General features: G+C 72.7%; 14 protein-coding genes. 8 read left to right on the forward strand and 6 right to left on the reverse strand.

Annotated features, from left to right (window positions below; all coding sequences use genetic code 11):
• Nucleotides 1-107: 107 nt before the first annotated feature.
• On the forward strand, nucleotides 108-647 hold the full coding sequence (locus tag ACWD0A_RS09030; protein WP_451296069.1) for a GlcG/HbpS family heme-binding protein: 540 nt from the start codon (nucleotides 108-110) through the stop codon (nucleotides 645-647).
• 274 nt (nucleotides 648-921) lie between these two features.
• Nucleotides 922-2,307: a M1 family metallopeptidase gene (locus tag ACWD0A_RS09035; protein ID WP_451296071.1), complete on the forward strand. Its 1,386-nt coding sequence runs from the start codon at nucleotides 922-924 to the stop codon at nucleotides 2,305-2,307.
• Between the two features lie 54 nt (nucleotides 2,308-2,361).
• On the opposite strand, the gene ACWD0A_RS09040 is transcribed toward ACWD0A_RS09035, so the two are convergent.
• The gene (locus ACWD0A_RS09040) at nucleotides 2,362-2,937 is read right to left on the reverse strand and encodes a TerD family protein (RefSeq protein WP_451296073.1); all 576 of its coding nucleotides are present in this window, start codon (nucleotides 2,935-2,937) and stop codon (nucleotides 2,362-2,364) included.
• A 199-nt stretch (nucleotides 2,938-3,136) separates the two neighbouring features.
• Between ACWD0A_RS09040 and arfB the strand changes: the two genes are divergently transcribed.
• On the forward strand, nucleotides 3,137-3,574 hold the full coding sequence (arfB, locus tag ACWD0A_RS09045) for an alternative ribosome rescue aminoacyl-tRNA hydrolase ArfB (protein WP_451296387.1): 438 nt from the start codon (nucleotides 3,137-3,139) through the stop codon (nucleotides 3,572-3,574).
• Nucleotides 3,575-3,592: 18 nt separating this feature from the next.
• Here the strand turns inward: arfB and ACWD0A_RS09050 are convergent, their stop codons facing one another.
• Nucleotides 3,593-4,150 (reverse strand): flavin reductase family protein, encoded by a 558-nt coding sequence (locus ACWD0A_RS09050; protein ID WP_373429310.1) that lies wholly within the window; start codon nucleotides 4,148-4,150, stop codon nucleotides 3,593-3,595.
• A gap of 310 nt (nucleotides 4,151-4,460) precedes the next feature.
• On the opposite strand from ACWD0A_RS09050, the gene cdgB reads away from it, so the two are divergent.
• Together cdgB and ACWD0A_RS09060 are read left to right on the forward strand one after the other, a co-directional pair.
• The gene (gene cdgB / locus ACWD0A_RS09055; RefSeq protein ID WP_451296076.1) at nucleotides 4,461-6,101 is read left to right on the forward strand and encodes a diguanylate cyclase CdgB; all 1,641 of its coding nucleotides are present in this window, start codon (nucleotides 4,461-4,463) and stop codon (nucleotides 6,099-6,101) included.
• Between the two features lie 86 nt (nucleotides 6,102-6,187).
• Nucleotides 6,188-7,144, forward strand: a complete 957-nt coding sequence (locus tag ACWD0A_RS09060; RefSeq protein WP_451296078.1) for a CBM35 domain-containing protein — start codon at nucleotides 6,188-6,190, stop codon at nucleotides 7,142-7,144.
• Nucleotides 7,145-7,194: 50 nt separating this feature from the next.
• Here the strand turns inward: ACWD0A_RS09060 and ACWD0A_RS09065 are convergent, their stop codons facing one another.
• The 3 genes from ACWD0A_RS09065 to ACWD0A_RS09075 form a co-directional block, all read right to left on the reverse strand.
• A complete protein-coding gene (locus tag ACWD0A_RS09065; RefSeq protein WP_451296080.1) occupies nucleotides 7,195-8,118 on the reverse strand; it encodes a 1-phosphofructokinase family hexose kinase in 924 nt (307 codons plus the stop codon).
• A gap of 118 nt (nucleotides 8,119-8,236) precedes the next feature.
• Nucleotides 8,237-9,400 (reverse strand): N-acetylglucosamine-6-phosphate deacetylase, encoded by a 1,164-nt coding sequence (gene nagA, locus ACWD0A_RS09070; protein ID WP_451296082.1) that lies wholly within the window; start codon nucleotides 9,398-9,400, stop codon nucleotides 8,237-8,239.
• Entirely contained in the window at nucleotides 9,400-10,329 is a 930-nt protein-coding gene (locus tag ACWD0A_RS09075; protein WP_451296084.1) for an ROK family protein, read from the reverse strand. The genes nagA and ACWD0A_RS09075 overlap by 1 nt, the downstream gene beginning before the upstream one ends.
• Nucleotides 10,330-10,568: 239 nt before the next feature.
• Here ACWD0A_RS09075 and ACWD0A_RS09080 point away from each other — a divergent pair, with 239 nt between their 5' ends.
• The 3 genes from ACWD0A_RS09080 (at nucleotide 10,569) to otsB (ending at nucleotide 13,008) form a co-directional block, all read left to right on the forward strand.
• The gene (locus ACWD0A_RS09080; protein WP_451296086.1) at nucleotides 10,569-11,834 is read left to right on the forward strand and encodes an extracellular solute-binding protein; all 1,266 of its coding nucleotides are present in this window, start codon (nucleotides 10,569-10,571) and stop codon (nucleotides 11,832-11,834) included.
• An 81-nt stretch (nucleotides 11,835-11,915) separates the two neighbouring features.
• Nucleotides 11,916-12,152: a DUF3263 domain-containing protein gene (locus tag ACWD0A_RS09085; RefSeq protein ID WP_410360688.1), complete on the forward strand. Its 237-nt coding sequence runs from the start codon at nucleotides 11,916-11,918 to the stop codon at nucleotides 12,150-12,152.
• 10 nt (nucleotides 12,153-12,162) lie between these two features.
• A complete protein-coding gene (gene otsB / locus ACWD0A_RS09090) occupies nucleotides 12,163-13,008 on the forward strand; it encodes a trehalose-phosphatase (RefSeq protein WP_451296089.1) in 846 nt (281 codons plus the stop codon).
• Nucleotides 13,009-13,163: 155 nt separating this feature from the next.
• Here the strand turns inward: otsB and ACWD0A_RS09095 are convergent, their stop codons facing one another.
• The gene (locus ACWD0A_RS09095) at nucleotides 13,164-14,546 is read right to left on the reverse strand and encodes an alpha,alpha-trehalose-phosphate synthase (UDP-forming) (RefSeq protein ID WP_451296091.1); all 1,383 of its coding nucleotides are present in this window, start codon (nucleotides 14,544-14,546) and stop codon (nucleotides 13,164-13,166) included.
• Between the last annotated feature and the right edge of the window lie 5 nt (nucleotides 14,547-14,551).

Consider the following 14,551-nt stretch of genomic DNA (forward strand, 5'->3'; position numbering starts at 1 on the left):
GTCACGGGTCACAGGGGCAGCCGGACCGTGGACCGTGCGGAGCCGGGGGCGGCCGGAGGATCGATGGCAGAGCGAGAACCCAGCCGTACCTCCCAAGGAGCCATCCCGTGAAGAAGATCCTCATCGGTGCCGCCACCGCCGCCGTCGTCGCCGCCGGTACGTTCGGCGCGGTCTCCGCCAGCGCGTCGGCCCCGGCCGCCGAGACCCGGGCCGCGGTCACGGCCGACGCCTCGGACCGCAACCTGCAGCAGTCCACGCACCTGACCGTCGAGGCCGCGACGAAGGCGGCGCAGGCGACGCTGCAGGCCGCGGAGAAGGAGAACCAGCGCGTCACGGTCGCCGTCGTCGACCGCAACGGCAACACGATCGTCACCCTCCGCGGCGACGGAGCGGGCCCGCAGTCGTACGAGTCCGCCGAGCGCAAGGCGTACACCGCGGTGTCGTGGAACGCACCGACCTCCGAGCTGGTGAAGCGCCTGGAGCAGGCGCCGAACCTGAAGGACATCCCGGGCACGCTGTTCCTCGCGGGCGGCGCCCCCGTCACCGCCGGCGGCGCCCCGATCGCGGGCATCGGTGTGGCGGGTGCGCCGAGCGGGGCGCTGGACGAGAAGTTCGCGCAGGCGGGGGTGGCGGCGCTGGGGCGCTGACGCCGACGGCCGGACGGGGCGGGGCGGGGGCATGGCCCCGGGGTCCGTGGCGGGGCCCGGCTCCAGCACGCACGGCGTGACTGCGCCTGTCCGTGCGGCGCGCTTGCCGGGGCGCTGCCCCGGACCCCGCGCCTCAAGCGCCGGCGGGGCTGGATATGCCCCCGGCCCCAGCCCTCGGGGTGGCGATGCCCAGCGCCCGGGCCCCGCGCCTCAAGCGTCGGCGGGGCTGGATATGCGCGGCGGGGCTGGAGGCTCTCCCGCCTAGGATCAGGGCGTGGAACCGCGTGCTGCTGTCCGGATCGTCGTCGCCCTCGGCGTGCTCGTTCTCGCGGGCTGTACGGACGGGTCCGTGGGGGTGCGGGGGGAGCCGGGGGCCGCCGGGGTGCGGGATCCGTACTTTCCGCGGCTCGGCAACGGCGGTTACGACGTCCAGCACTACGACCTCGCGCTCGACTACGACCCCGCCACCGGCCGCCTCGACGGCACCGCCGAGATCACCGCGCGGGCCACGCAGGACCTCAGCGCCTTCCATCTCGACCTGCACGGCCTGACCGTCGAGAGCGCCACCGTCGACGGGCGGCGCGCGGCGGCCAACCGGGCCGGCGACGAGCTGACCGTACGGCCACGCCAGGACATCGGCGACGGCTCCCGTTTTCGTACCGTCATCCGCTATTCCGGCGTCCCGCGGACGGTCACGGACTCCGACGACGCCCATGAGGGGTGGCTCAGGTCACCGGCCGGGGCGCTCGCGGTCGGCGAGCCGTCCGGCTCGATGGCGTGGTTCCCCGGCAATCACCACCCGTCCGACAAGGCCACCTACGACATCGCTGTCACCGTGCCCAAGGGCGTCCAGGCCGTCTCCAACGGAGAACGGGCCGGCGAGCGCACCGCCGGCGGCCGCACCACCCACAGCTGGCACTCGGCCGAGCCGATGGCCAGTTACGTCGCGATCCTCGCCGTCGGCGACCTGCGGGTGACGACGTCGCGCACGGCCTCGGGGCTGCCGGTCGTCACCGCCGTCGACCCGAAGGCCGCGAAGGCGAGCGCGGACCTGCTCGGCGAACTCCCCGACTACGTCGACTGGTGCGCCCGGCACTTCGGCCCGTACCCCTTCGCGTCGGCCGGTGCGATCGTCGTGCCGAGCGAGCGGATCGGCTACGCGCTGGAGACGCAGACCAGGCCCGTCTTCCCGCTGGACCAGTTCGACGGGACGACCCTGGTGCACGAGCTGGCGCACCAGTGGTTCGGCAACTCCGTCTCGCCCGAGTCCTGGCGGGACATCTGGCTCAACGAGAGCTTCGCCACGTACGCGGAGTGGATGTGGCGGGAGGACTTCGAGGACGTCCCGGTCGAGGACAGCTTCGAGGCGGCGTACGAGGACGACGAGAACTGGGCCTTCCCGCCCGCCGAACCTCCGGGCCCCGACGAGCTGTTCGCGTCGCCGGTGTACGGCCGGGGCGCGATGGTCCTGCACCAGGTGCGCGAGGCGGTCGGCGACGACGCCTTCTTCCGGATCGTGCGCGGCTGGGCGGCGGAGCACCGCCACGGCAACGCCTCCACCGACGACTTCACCGCGTACGCCGAGGAGCGGTCGGGCAAGGACCTCACCGAGGTGTGGGACGTGTGGCTGTACGGGGACGGGCGGCCGGAAACCCCGTGAAAGGGAAGGGCCCCGGCCGGAGCGGTCGGGGCCCTCGCCGGTCGGACGGCCGGGTCAGATGTTGACGCCGAAGTCGCGGGCGATGCCCTCGAGGCCCGAGGCGTAACCCTGGCCGACCGCGCGGAACTTCCACTCCGCGCCGTTGCGGTACAGCTCGCCGAAGACCATGGCGGTCTCGACGGCGGCGTCCTCGCTCAGGTCGTAGCGGGCGATCTCGGCGCCGCCGGCCTGGTTGACGATGCGGATGTAGGCGTTGCGCACCTGGCCGAAGTTCTGCGAGCGGGAGACCGCGTCGTAGATGGAGACCGGGAAGACGATCTTGTCGACGTCGGCCGGCAGAGCCGCCAGGTTGACGTTGATCTGCTCGTCGTCGCCGCCGCCCTCGCCGGTGCGGTTGTCACCGGTGTGGACGATGGTCTGGTCCGGCGTCGACTTGTTGTTGAAGAAGACGAAGTGGGCGTCGGAGGCGACCTTCCCCGCGGGGTTGACCCCGATGGCGGAGGCGTCGAGGTCGAAGTCGGTGCCGGTGGTGGTGCGGACGTCCCAGCCGAGGCCGACCGTGACGGCGGTCAGGCCCGGTGCCTCCTTGGTGAGCGAGACGTTGCCGCCCTTGGACAGGCTTACTGGCATTGGGAAGTCCCCTTTGTTCGAGTGTGCGGGCTTCGGGTCCTTGCGAAGCTACCGTCATCCGTCATAACGCGGGCAGGGGACCGGCAGGTTCCGTCCGCCGGCGGAAATGCCGGGGAACGCCGGGGAACGCCGGGGAAGGGCGGGGAACGGCAGGGGACGCGGGGAAAAACGGATGACGGGCTCCGCACGGCGCGGGACCATGGGTGTCATGTCCGGGCCCTACATCATCCGTGGTTCGGTCTCCCTGCCGGAGGCCGAGCTCCTGTGGCGTTTCTCGCGCTCCTCGGGGCCGGGCGGCCAGCACGTCAACACCAGTGACTCCCAGGTCGAGTTGCGCTTCGACCTGGAGAGGACGGAGGCGCTGCCGCCGGTGTGGAAGGCGCGGGCGCTGGAGCGGCTCGCGGGCCGGCTGGTGGGCGGGGTGATCGCCGTACGCGCTTCGGAGCACCGCTCTCAGTGGCGCAACCGAGAGGCGGCGGCCGTGCGGCTGGCGGCGCTCCTGGCGGAGGCGACGGCGCCGCCGCCGAGGCCGCGGCGGGCGACGAAGATCCCGCGCGGCATCAACGAGCGGAGGCTGCGGGAGAAGAAGCAGCGGGCGGAGACGAAGCGGGGGCGCTCGGGCCGCGACTGGTCGTGACCCCGGGGGCGCCCGGTATCAGGCCAAGTTGCGGTAGCGGCCCTTGAAATACGTCAGCGGGCCGGAGTGGGAGCCCGCCCCCAGCCCCACCCTCAGGACGCGGCCGATCACCAGCGTGTGGTCGCCCGCCTCCACCCGTTGTTCCGTACGGCATTCCAGCGTCGCGAGCGCCCCCGTGATCAGCGGCGCCCCGCACACCTCGCCCCGCTCGTAGGCCAGGCCCTCGAACAGCAGCCGGTCGCTGACCCGGCCCTTCATCGCGAAGCGGCCCGCGACCTGGCGCTGGCTCTCGGCGAGCAGCGAGACGCCCCACAGGGGCTGTTCCGCCAGCAGGTCGTCCATGCGGGAGCCGTTGCGCAGGCTCACCATCACCAGGGGCGGGTCCAGGGAGACCGACAGGAACGCCGTCGCGGTCATGCCCACGTCCTCGCCGCGCGGGCCGTCGTCGGCGTCGTGCGCGGTGACCAGCACGACACCGGCGGCCAGGCGGGACATGGCGGCGCGGAACTCCTCGTTGCTCACCCCCTCAGCATGGGGGATGGCGGCGGCAGCGGTGGAAGGGGTCGTCTGGAGCACACCCGGAACGCTAGTCTCGGCCCTCCCGCACCCGCATCGGGCCAGGGAACCAGCCGGGGCCTAGGACCATGGGTCCAGCCGACGAGGCCGCCCAAACAGATGGTTGCGTGTTCAAGAAAGTGAGGGTGTGGCCATGGCGGACCCATCCGACCCTTCATCCTCTGATGTGACTTGAGTCACAGAGACCGGTATTTGTTGACCCTCTGTACCGGCGGGGCAGCTCGCTGTGATTCAGTGGCTCGGATACCGCAACAAGTACGCCAATCAGAACCCTGGAGTTTTGCTGTCGAAGTCTCGGGGAGAGCGAGCGATGGAGACCGAGTCGGAGCCCTACGTCCGTCTTGCGACCCTGCGGCAGCTGCACCAGGTGGTCGCTGACCTCAACACGGCCCGCAGCCTGGCCGACACCCTGCAGACCGTCGCCGACGGCGTCGTGGCCGGACTCGGATACGAGCTGGCGTGCGTCAATCTCGTCCGCCCCGACGGTGATCTCGTCGTCGCCGCCTTCGCCGGCAGCGCCGCGGCCGAGGCCCTGATCACCGGCCGCGTCGGCTCCCGCGAGTCCTGGGAGCGGCGGCTGTCGATGGGCGAGGCGTGGGGCGAGCTCCGCTTCATCCCGCACACCGAGGGCTGGGTCCTGATCGAGGACGACGTCCCGCAGTGGCACACCGAGGGCCCCGAGCCCCGCTTCGAGGACGAGTGGCACCCCCAGGACCGGCTCTACGCGCCCATGTGGGCGTCGGGCGGCGGGCGCGAGCTGCTCGGCGTGATCTCCGTGGACCGGCCCCGCAACGGGCGCAGGCCCGGCGCCTGGGGCCAGGAGGCCCTCCAGATGTACGCGTCGCAGGCCGCGATCGCGATCAGCAACGCCCGGCTGCGCGCCAACATGCAGCGCGCCCTGGTCCGCCTGGAGCGCGAACAGCAGGCGCTGCGGGCCAGCGAGGAATCCTTCCGGCAGGCGTTCGAGTACGCGCCGAGCGGGATGGCCATCGCCGAGATGGGCGGCGACCAGCACGGGCGGCTGCTGCGGACCAACGACGCCCTGTGCCGGCTGCTGGGCCGGCCCGCGTCCGCGATGCGGCGCTACTCGTTCGCGGACCTCGTCCACCCCGAGGACGTCGGCACGCTGCTGCGGACCTCCGCCGAGGGCGGCCGCGCCGAGATCAGGCTGGGACGCAGGGACGGCACCTATGTATGGGTGTCGCTGCGCAACTCGGTGGTCGCCGACACCGCCGACGGGCCGCGCTTCCTGCTCACCCACGTCGAGGACATCGAGGACCGCAAGCGCCACGAGCTCCAGCTCGCGCACCGGGCCTCGCACGACGCGCTGACCGGACTGCCGAACAGCGCCGAGCTGCGGGCGCGCCTGAGCGCGCGGCTGTGCGAGCGGCCGCACGCGGCGCCGTACGCGAGCGACATCCAGTCGCTGGACGCGGCGTACGAGGGCGACGGCGGCTTCGGCGCGGACGGCTTCGACTTCGGCGCGGTCGGCGGCCGGCCGTACGACCACCATGTGCACACCGTCGCACCGGACGACGAGATCGACGACGGCACGAAGGGCCTCGCGGTGCTCTTCTGCGACCTCGACGGCTTCAAGTCGATCAACGACCGGTTCGGACACCAGACCGGCGACGCGGTGCTGGTCGAGGTCGCGCGCCGGCTCACCACCGGCGTACGGGACGGGGACACGGTCGCGCGGCTCGGCGGGGACGAGTTCGTCGTGCTCGCCGACGGCCTCGGCGCGGCGGACGCCGCGGATCTGGCCGTACGGCTGCGGAACGCGATCATCCTGCCGATCAGGGTCGGCGGCCGCGGGGTGCGCGTCGGGGCGAGCTTCGGAATCGGCTGGGCGAGCTGCGGGATGTCCGTGGAGGAGGTCCTGCAGTCCGCCGATCAGCGGATGTACGTCGAGAAGCGGTCCCGTGCAAAGGTGCACCGCCGGGCCGGATGAGGCGCAGGCCACCCCTTGCGACCACTGCGACCGGGTAGGCTCGCCGCGTCGGCGATGTGCTGACGAGATGGTGAGGAGTGACCGGTATGACGGCCGCGAACAACGGCGCGAGCACGCCCGAGGACGACGACCCGTTCGGCTACCTGTACGAGGACGGGCAGGCCGCGGGCGCCACGCCGCCGGGGCAGGGTCGCGGCTACGGCTACCCCGGTCCCGCCCCGCAGCCAGGCGTCCCGCGGACCTCGTACAACCAGGTGCGCACGGTCGGCGAACGCCGTCAGTACGCCCAGCCGCCCGCCCAGGGGTTCCCGCAGCAGGGTTACGGCCAGCAGCCGACCGCCGCGTACGCCGCACCGGAGACGTACCCCGGCGGTGCGCAGACCCGGCAGATCCCGGCGCCGCCCCCGCAGGGCCGCGGCCGCGGTCCCAACACCCGGGGCCTGCTCATCGGCGCCGTCGCGGTCGTCGCGGTCGTCGTGATCGGCATCGGCGCGGCGCTGCTGACGAGCGGCGACGAGAAGAACGACGCGGGCGGCGACCCCGGCGCGAGCACGGGCCCGACGGCGGCGGACTCGGTCAAGCCGAGCGACGGTCCTTCGGACAAGCCCGAGGAGCCGGTCGCGCTCCCGAAGCAGGACGCGGTGACCCTGAAGCTGGGAGGCAGCGCGACCGCCGAGAACGTCATCCCCGGTGCGGAGGGCACCAGCGGTGCCTACGTGGCCGGCTTCAACGCCGTCGGCGCGTCGGTCACCTGGACCGCCCAGATGGAGAAGGAGGGCGAGTACCGGCTCTATGTGCGCTACGCCGTCCCCGCCAAGGACGCGAACGCGACGCTGACGGTCAACGGCAAGGCGAACACCAACCCGCTCGGGCTCAAGAACTTCATCAACTCCTCGGACCCCAACCTGGAGAAGAACTGGCAGACGACGTGGGCGCCGGTGACTCTGAAGGAAGGCGTGAACGAGATCAAGATCTCGTGTGAGGCCGGCAACCAGTGCGACGCCGTTCTGGACTGGCTTCAGGTCAGCGACGGGGCGCTCTGAGAGGCCGCTCGGTCACCCGAGGCGGGTTACGCCTCTCGCCCGCAGCGGGCTCATGCTCCTGAGGGAGCCGTCACCGTGATCTGCGGCAGGAGTTTCTCGTACGCCGCGGCGTCGTACTCGCCCGCCGCGGGGGCCAGCACCGTGGCCGCCGACAGGGCGACGGCGCGGGCCAGCCGGTCGGGCCACGGGAGCCCTTCGACCAGGCCGGACAGCAGACCTGCCACGGCGGAGTCGCCCGCGCCGGTCGGATTGCCCCGGACCGCCGTGGGCGGGGACGCCTGCCAGACGCCGTCGGGGGTGGCCGCGACCAGGCCGTCTGGGCCGAGCGAGCCGACGACCGCGTGCGCGCCGCGGCGGCGGGCGTCGCGGGTGGCGCGCAGTGGTTCGCGGGAGCCGGTGAGCCGGGCGAGCTCGTCGGCGTTCGGCTTGATCAGGTCGGGGCGGGCGGCGATGCCGCGGCGCAGCGGTTCGCCGCTGGTGTCGAGGAGGACGGGCACGCCGGCGGCACGGGCACGGCGGACCAGTTCGGCGTAGGCGCCGACGTGGATGCCCGGAGGCAGGCTGCCGCAGAGCGCGACCGCGTCGGCCTCGGCGAGGAGGGACGCGTACGCGGCGAGGAACGCGGACCATTCCTCGGGCGTGACGGTCGGGCCCGGCTCGTTGAGCTGCGTGGTGTCGCCGCTCGCGTCGTCGACGACGGCGACGGTGCGGCGGGTGGTGCCCGCGACGGGGACGAACGCGTCGCGTGGGGCGAGCGGCGCGAGCATCTCGCGCAGCACGGCGCCGGTGTGCCCGCCGGCGAAGCCGGTGACGACGGTCTCGTGGCCGAGGGCGCTGAGCACGCGGGCGACGTTGACGCCCTTGCCGCCGGGGCGTTCGCGGACCTCGGCGACGCGGTGCGTGGTGTGCGGGGTGAGGGCGGCGATCTTGTACGTGATGTCCAGGGCGGCGTTGAGCGTGACCGTAAGGATCACTCGTCTGCACCCCCGGATAGTGCGCCTGCCGTACTCGTACGGGTCCTGATCATGCCAAACAGAAGGCGGTCGGCCCAAGACCTGGTGACCAACCGCCTTGCCGGGGTTTGCGTAGAAATCACACCACTTGTGGTGCAACCACCCATTCACCGCGGCGCATCACGCCCTTGAGCGCGAACTCCTCGTCGAGGACGACCAGGTCCGCGTACTTGCCGGGCTCCAGCGAGCCGACCTCGTCGTACACGCCGAGCAGCTTCGCCGGGTTGGCCGAGATGGCGGTCACGACGTCCGCGACCGCGATGCGGTCGACGGTGACGGCCCGCTTGAACGCCGTGTCCAGGGTGAGCGTGGAACCGGCGATCGAGTCGCCCTCCACGAGCCGCGCGACGCCCTCCTTGACCTCGACCTCCAGCGGTCCGAGCTGGTAGCGGCCGTCGCCGAAGCCCGCCGCGTCCATCGCGTCGGTGATGAACGCGACCCGGCCGGCGCCCGCGCTGCGGAAGGCGAGCTCCAGGGCCGCCGGGTGCAGGTGGGTGCCGTCGTTGATGAGCTCGACGGTGACCCGCTCGTCCTCGAGCAGCGCGGCGATCGGTCCGGGCGCGCGGTGGCCGAGCGCGGGCATGGCGTTGAACAGGTGCGTGGCGACGGTGGCGCCGGCGTCGATCGCCTCACGGGTCTGCTCGTACGTGGCGTCCGTGTGCCCGATCGCCGCGATGACGCCGTGCTCGGACAGCAGCCGTACGGAGTCGATGCCGCCCGGCAGTTCGGTGGCGAGCGTCATCATCCTCGCGGTGCCGCGCGCCGCGTCGACCAGTTTGCGGACCTCGGCCGGGTCGGGGTCGCGCAGCAGCGCCTCGCTGTGGGCGCCCTTGCGGCAGGGCGAGATGAACGGGCCCTCGAAGTGGATGCCCGCGAGGTCGCCCTGTTCGACGAGCTCGGACAGGAAACCGGCGCGGTGCGCGAGGAAGTCCATGTCGCCGGTGACGGTGGAGGCGACCAGGGTGGTCGTGCCGTGGTGGCGGTGCGTCTGCACGCCCCGGAGCACCTCGTCGGCGGTGCCGGAGGTGAAGGAGGCTCCGCCGCCGCCGTGGTTGTGGAGGTCCACGAAGCCGGGGACGATCCAGTGCCCGGACAGGTCGAGCGCGGGGGCGTCGCCGGGTGCGGACGCGGCGATCCTCGTGCCCTCGACGGCGATCCGGCCGTTCTCCACGGTCCCGGTCGGCAGCACCACACGGGCTCCGGCGAGAACGGTGCTCGTGGTGCTTCCGGTGCTGGCGGCCATCAGGCGGTTACCTCCGTGAGTAGATCCCAGGCGAGCAGTCCTGCGCCCAGGCACCCGGCGGTGTCCCCGAGGGCCGCCGGGACGATGTCGGGCAGCTGCTGGAACGTGACGCGTTCCTCGACGGCCGCCCGCAGCGGTGTGAACAAGGTTTCCCCGGCCTCGGCGAGGCCGCCACCGATGATCAGCGTGCGGGGGTCCAGCAGGGTGAGCGCGGTGACGAGCCCGTCGGCGAGCGCGTCCACGGCGTCCTGCCAGACCCGCAGGGCCGCCGGGTCGCCGGACTCGACGGCCTTGGCGCAGTCGGCGGCGTCGGCGCCCGGGTCGCCAGAGGCAGCGGCCCAGGCACGGGTGACGGCGGAGGCGGAGGCGAGGGTCTCCAGGCAGCCGCGCCGGCCGCAGCCGCACTCGGGGCCGCCGGGCCGTACGACGACGTGGCCGATCTCGCCCGCGCAGCCGTGCGCGCCGGCCTCGATGGTCCCGTCGATGCCGATGGCGCCGGCGATGCCGGTGCCGAGAGGGACGAAGAGGAACCGGTCGGCGCCGCGGCCCGCTCCGATCCGGCCCTCGGCGAGGCCGCCGGTGCGGACGTCGTGGCCGAGGGCGACGGGCACGCCGCCGAGCCGCTCGGCGAGCAGGTCACGGAGGGGGACGCCGCGCCAGCCGAGGTTGGCGGCGTAGACGGCGATGCCGCGTTCGGCGTCGACGATGCCGGGCACGGCGAGTCCGGCGGCCTCGGCCGGGCGGCCGAGGTGCGCCTGGCCGTGGGCGCGGAGGTCCGCCGCGAAGTCGAGGATGGACGCGACGACGGCGTCGGCTCCCCGGTCCCGCCCCGTGGCGCGCCGCGCCTCGTGCAGCAGTGTCCCGTCCGCCCCGACCAGGGCGGCCTTCATTCCGGTGCCGCCCACATCGAGGGCGATGACGTGTCTCACGAAGACAGTGTGGCGCGTGGACCGGGAACAGGTCTAGTCCAGTAGGGGGGATTGTTGTCGCGCCATACAAAAGCGCGAGCCGTGATGGGGTGCGCCCTGGCGGGGCGTTGTGAAAGCGATACCGGCAATGGTGTAGACCTCATGAACGGACATGGAAGAATCGATGCTCGTCTCGCAGGACGTCACGGGGGACCGACCGGGGCAAATCGACAACTGACAGCAGAGGGTGGGGGAGTGCCGTGAAGCGGCCCTTCAGAGGTCTGACCGCGGCAGTCGCCGCACTCGGCACGACGGTCGCGCTGAGCGGCTGCGGCAACGAATCCGACCACGTCACCCTCAAGCTGGTGGCCGCCGACTACGACGTCGCCGGCGGCGAGAGCAGCAAGACCTACTGGGCCGACCTCACGGCCGCGTTCGAGGCCGAGAACCCCGGCATCGAGGTCGAGGTCCAGATCGAGTCCTGGAACGACGTCGACCGCAAGGTCGCCGAGATGGTCGAGGCCGGAGAGGCCCCCGACATCGCGCAGATCGGCTCCTACGCCGACTACGCGGCCGCCGACAAGCTCTGGTCCGCGGACCAGCTGCTCTCCATCCCCGTGCAGTCCAACTTTCTCGGCCCGCTCACCGAGGCGGGCGAGCAGAAGCGCACCCAGTACGGACTGCCCTTCGTCGCCTCGACCCGGCTGCTCTTCTACAACAAGAAGCTGTTCGCCGAGGCCGGCGTCGAGGACGAGCCGAAGACCTGGGCCGACCTGGAGGAGGCCGCCCGGAAGCTGAAGGCCGGCACCGGCGCCACCTACCCCTTCGCCCTGCCGCTCGGGCCCGAGGAGGCCCAGGCCGAGACGATGATGTGGCTGCTCAGCGGCGGCGACGGCTACACGGACCCGGTCGACAAGTACACGATCGACTCGCAGCGCAACGTCGACACCTTCCAGTGGCTGAAGGACCACCTCGTCGAGGAGGGCCTGACCGGTCCGGTCGCCCCCGGGAAGCTCAACCGCAAGGACGCCTTCGCGGCGTTCACGCGCGGCGAGGTCGGCATGCTCAACGGCCACCCCTCCCTCATGCAGGCCGCCGAGAAGAAGGGCATCGAGGTCGGCAAGGTCGCCCTGCCGGGCCGGCACGGCGAGGCCAAGGCGTCGATGGGCGTCGCCGACTGGATCATGGGCTTCAAGGAGAACGGGCACCGCAAGGAGATCGGCACGTTCCTCGACTTCGTCTTCACCGACAAGAACGTCCTGGACTTCGCCGACCAGAACGACCTGCTCCCGGTGACCGTCTCCGCCTCCGAGGCGATGGAGCTGGACCCGGCGCACAAGGACCTGAAGGCGTTCCTGCAGGAGCTGCCCGGTTCCGTTCTCCCGCCCGTCGGCAAGACGTCGTGGGCCGCGGTCAGCGAGAGCGTCAAGAAGAACATCGGCAAGGCGGTCGAGCCGGGCGGAAGCCCCGCGAGCGTCCTCGGCCGCATCGCCCGCGAGGCCGATGCGGCGGAAGCCGCGGAGTAGCCGCGCCCGGGCGGGGCGAGCGGGCACCGATGTCCCCGAGGGTGTCCCCGTGCGCCTCCTCGCGGCGATAGGTTGGTTCGTATGACCGACGAGCCCACGCTGACCGAGCGTGAGCGCGCCGTCCTAGGGGTGGAGCGACGGTCCTGGGCCGGGCCCGGGGCCAAGGAGCGGGCGATCAGGGAGCAGCTGGGGATGTCCCCGGTGCGCTACTACCAGCTCCTCAACGCCCTCCTCGACGACCCGCGCGCCCTCGCCCACGACCCTGTCACCGTCAACCGGCTTCGCCGTGTGAGGGACGCCAGGAGAAGTCGCCGATAAGGTCGGGTGCATGGGCAGCTCCCCGTACGCACACACTCTGCCGACGCCGTCCACCCCCGCAGGCCGCGACGGGCTCGCGGCACTGCTCGACCGGCCCGCCGGGGCCGTCGTGGCCCTCGATTTCGACGGCACGCTCGCCGAGATCGTGCCCGACCCCGAGCAGGCGCGCGCCCACCCCGCCGCCGTACCGGCGCTGGCCGCCCTCGCCCCGAAGATCGCGTCCGTCGCGGTGATCACGGGCCGGCCCGCCGGGGTCGCCGTGCGCTACGGAGGTTTCGCGGGCGTCGAGGGTCTCGACCACCTGGTGGTCCTCGGGCACTACGGCGCCGAGCGCTGGGACGCCCTCACCGGGACCGTGAACGCGCCCGCGCCGCACCCCGGTGTCGCCGCCGCGCGTGCGGAGCTGCCCGGCTTCCTCGACGGCCACGGTGCCTGGCACGGCACGTGGATCGAGGAGAAGGGCCGGGCCGTCGCCGTGCACACGCGCCGCGCGGAGGATCCGCAGGGCGCCTACGAGGCCCTGCGCGAACCGCTCGCCGCGCTCGCCTCCCGCCACGGCCTGATCCTGGAGCCGGGCCGCATGGTCCTGGAACTGCGCCCGCCGGGCATGGACAAGGGCGTCGCGCTCGCGGAGTACGTGCGGGAGGTGGGCGCCACGGCCGTGCTCTACGCCGGGGACGACCTGGGCGACCTGCCCGCGTACGGCGCGGTCGAGAAGCTGCGGTCGGACGGGGTGCCGGGACTGCTGGTGTGCAGTGGCACCGAGGTCCCGGAGCTGGCGTCCCGCGCGGATCTGGTGGTGCCGGGGCCGGGGGCGGTGGCGTCGCTGCTGGCGGCGCTGGCGGAACGGGTCTAGCCCTGCGGGCTGCGTTTTCCCCACCCCGCCCCTTCCCGAACTGGGGCTTCGCCCCAGACCCCGTACCGCGCTTCGCGCGGTGTCCTCAATCTCCCCCTACGGCCTGGCGGCCGTGGGAGGGACCCCCGGACGGGCTCCTCCGGAGCCCCCGGGCGTCATGCCCGCAGGGCCTCCAGTTGGTCCAGGAACCAGCGCCGCGGCGGCAGCGACGTCGCCGCCGCCGACAGGCGCTTGGTGCGCTCCGCCCGTTCGGCGTCCGGCATCGTCAGCGCCGCGTGCAGCGCCTCCGCCGTGCCGGTCACGTCGTACGGGTTGACCGTGATCGCGTCCTCGCCCAGGTCCCAGTACGCCCCCGCCTCGCGGGACAGCACCAGCGCGCACCCCGCGTCCGAGACGACCGGGACCTCCTTGGCGACCAGGTTCATGCCGTCCCGGATGGGGTTGACGAGGGCGACGTCGGCCAGCCGGTACGCGGCGAGCGAGCGGGCGAAGTCGTCCTTGACGTGGACGACGACCGGGGTCCAGCCCGCGGTGCCGTACCGCTCGTTGATCTCGGCGGCGATCCGGGAGACCTCGGCCGTGTAGTCCCGGTAGACCGCGAGGTCCTGCCGCGACGGGTAGGCGAGTGCGATGTGGACGACCCGCTCGCGCCACTCGGGGCGGGTCTCCAGCAGCTCCTGGTACGCCAGCAGACCACGCACGATGTTCTTGGACAGCTCGGTCCGGTCGACGCGCACGATCGTCCTGCGGCCCTCGCCCACCTGCTCGCGCAGCTGCGCCATCTGTTCCGCCACGTCCGGCCGGTGCGCCCGCTCGCGCAGGAAGTCCGCGTCGGCGCCGAGCCCGTGGACCCCGATCTCCGTCGTGCCGGTGCCGCCGGTGACCCGCTCGCAGCACGCGGCGAACGCGTCCGCCCACCGCTGCGTCAGGAAGCCCAGCCGGTCCGCGCCCAGCATCCCCCGCAGCAGCTCCTCGGCGACGTCGTCCGGCAGCAGCCCGAAGTAGTCCGGGGGCGCCCACGGCGTGTGCGTGAAGTGGCCGATCCGCAGGTCGGGGCGCATCTGGCGCAGCATCCCCGGCACCAGCGCGAGGTGGTAGTCCTGCACGAGCACCGCCGCGCCCTGTGCCGCTTCGGCGGCCAGCGCCTCGGCGAAGGCACTGTTGTAGGCCCGGTAGGCGTCCCACTGCCGACGGAACTCCCGGTCGAAGACCGGCTCCAGCGGAGTCTGGTAGAGCATGTGGTGCACGAACCACAGCACCGAGTTCGCGATGCCGTTGTATGCGTCGGAGTGGATGGCCGGATCGATGTCGAGCATCCTGACGCCCGGCTCGCTCACCCCGCGCCGCACGGCCTCGCGGTCGCCGTCGCCGAGGGCGGCGCACACCCACAGCGACTGCGCGTCGGAGCCGATCGCGGAGAGGCCGGAGACGAGGCCGCCTCCGCCGCGGCGGGCGTCGAGCCCGCCCTTGCCGTCCGGTGAGTAGGAGACCGGGCCGCGGTTGGAGGCGACGAGGATCTGAGCAGCGTCGGTGACCATGTGGC

Source organism: Streptomyces sp. NPDC002867 (assembly GCF_053591895.1).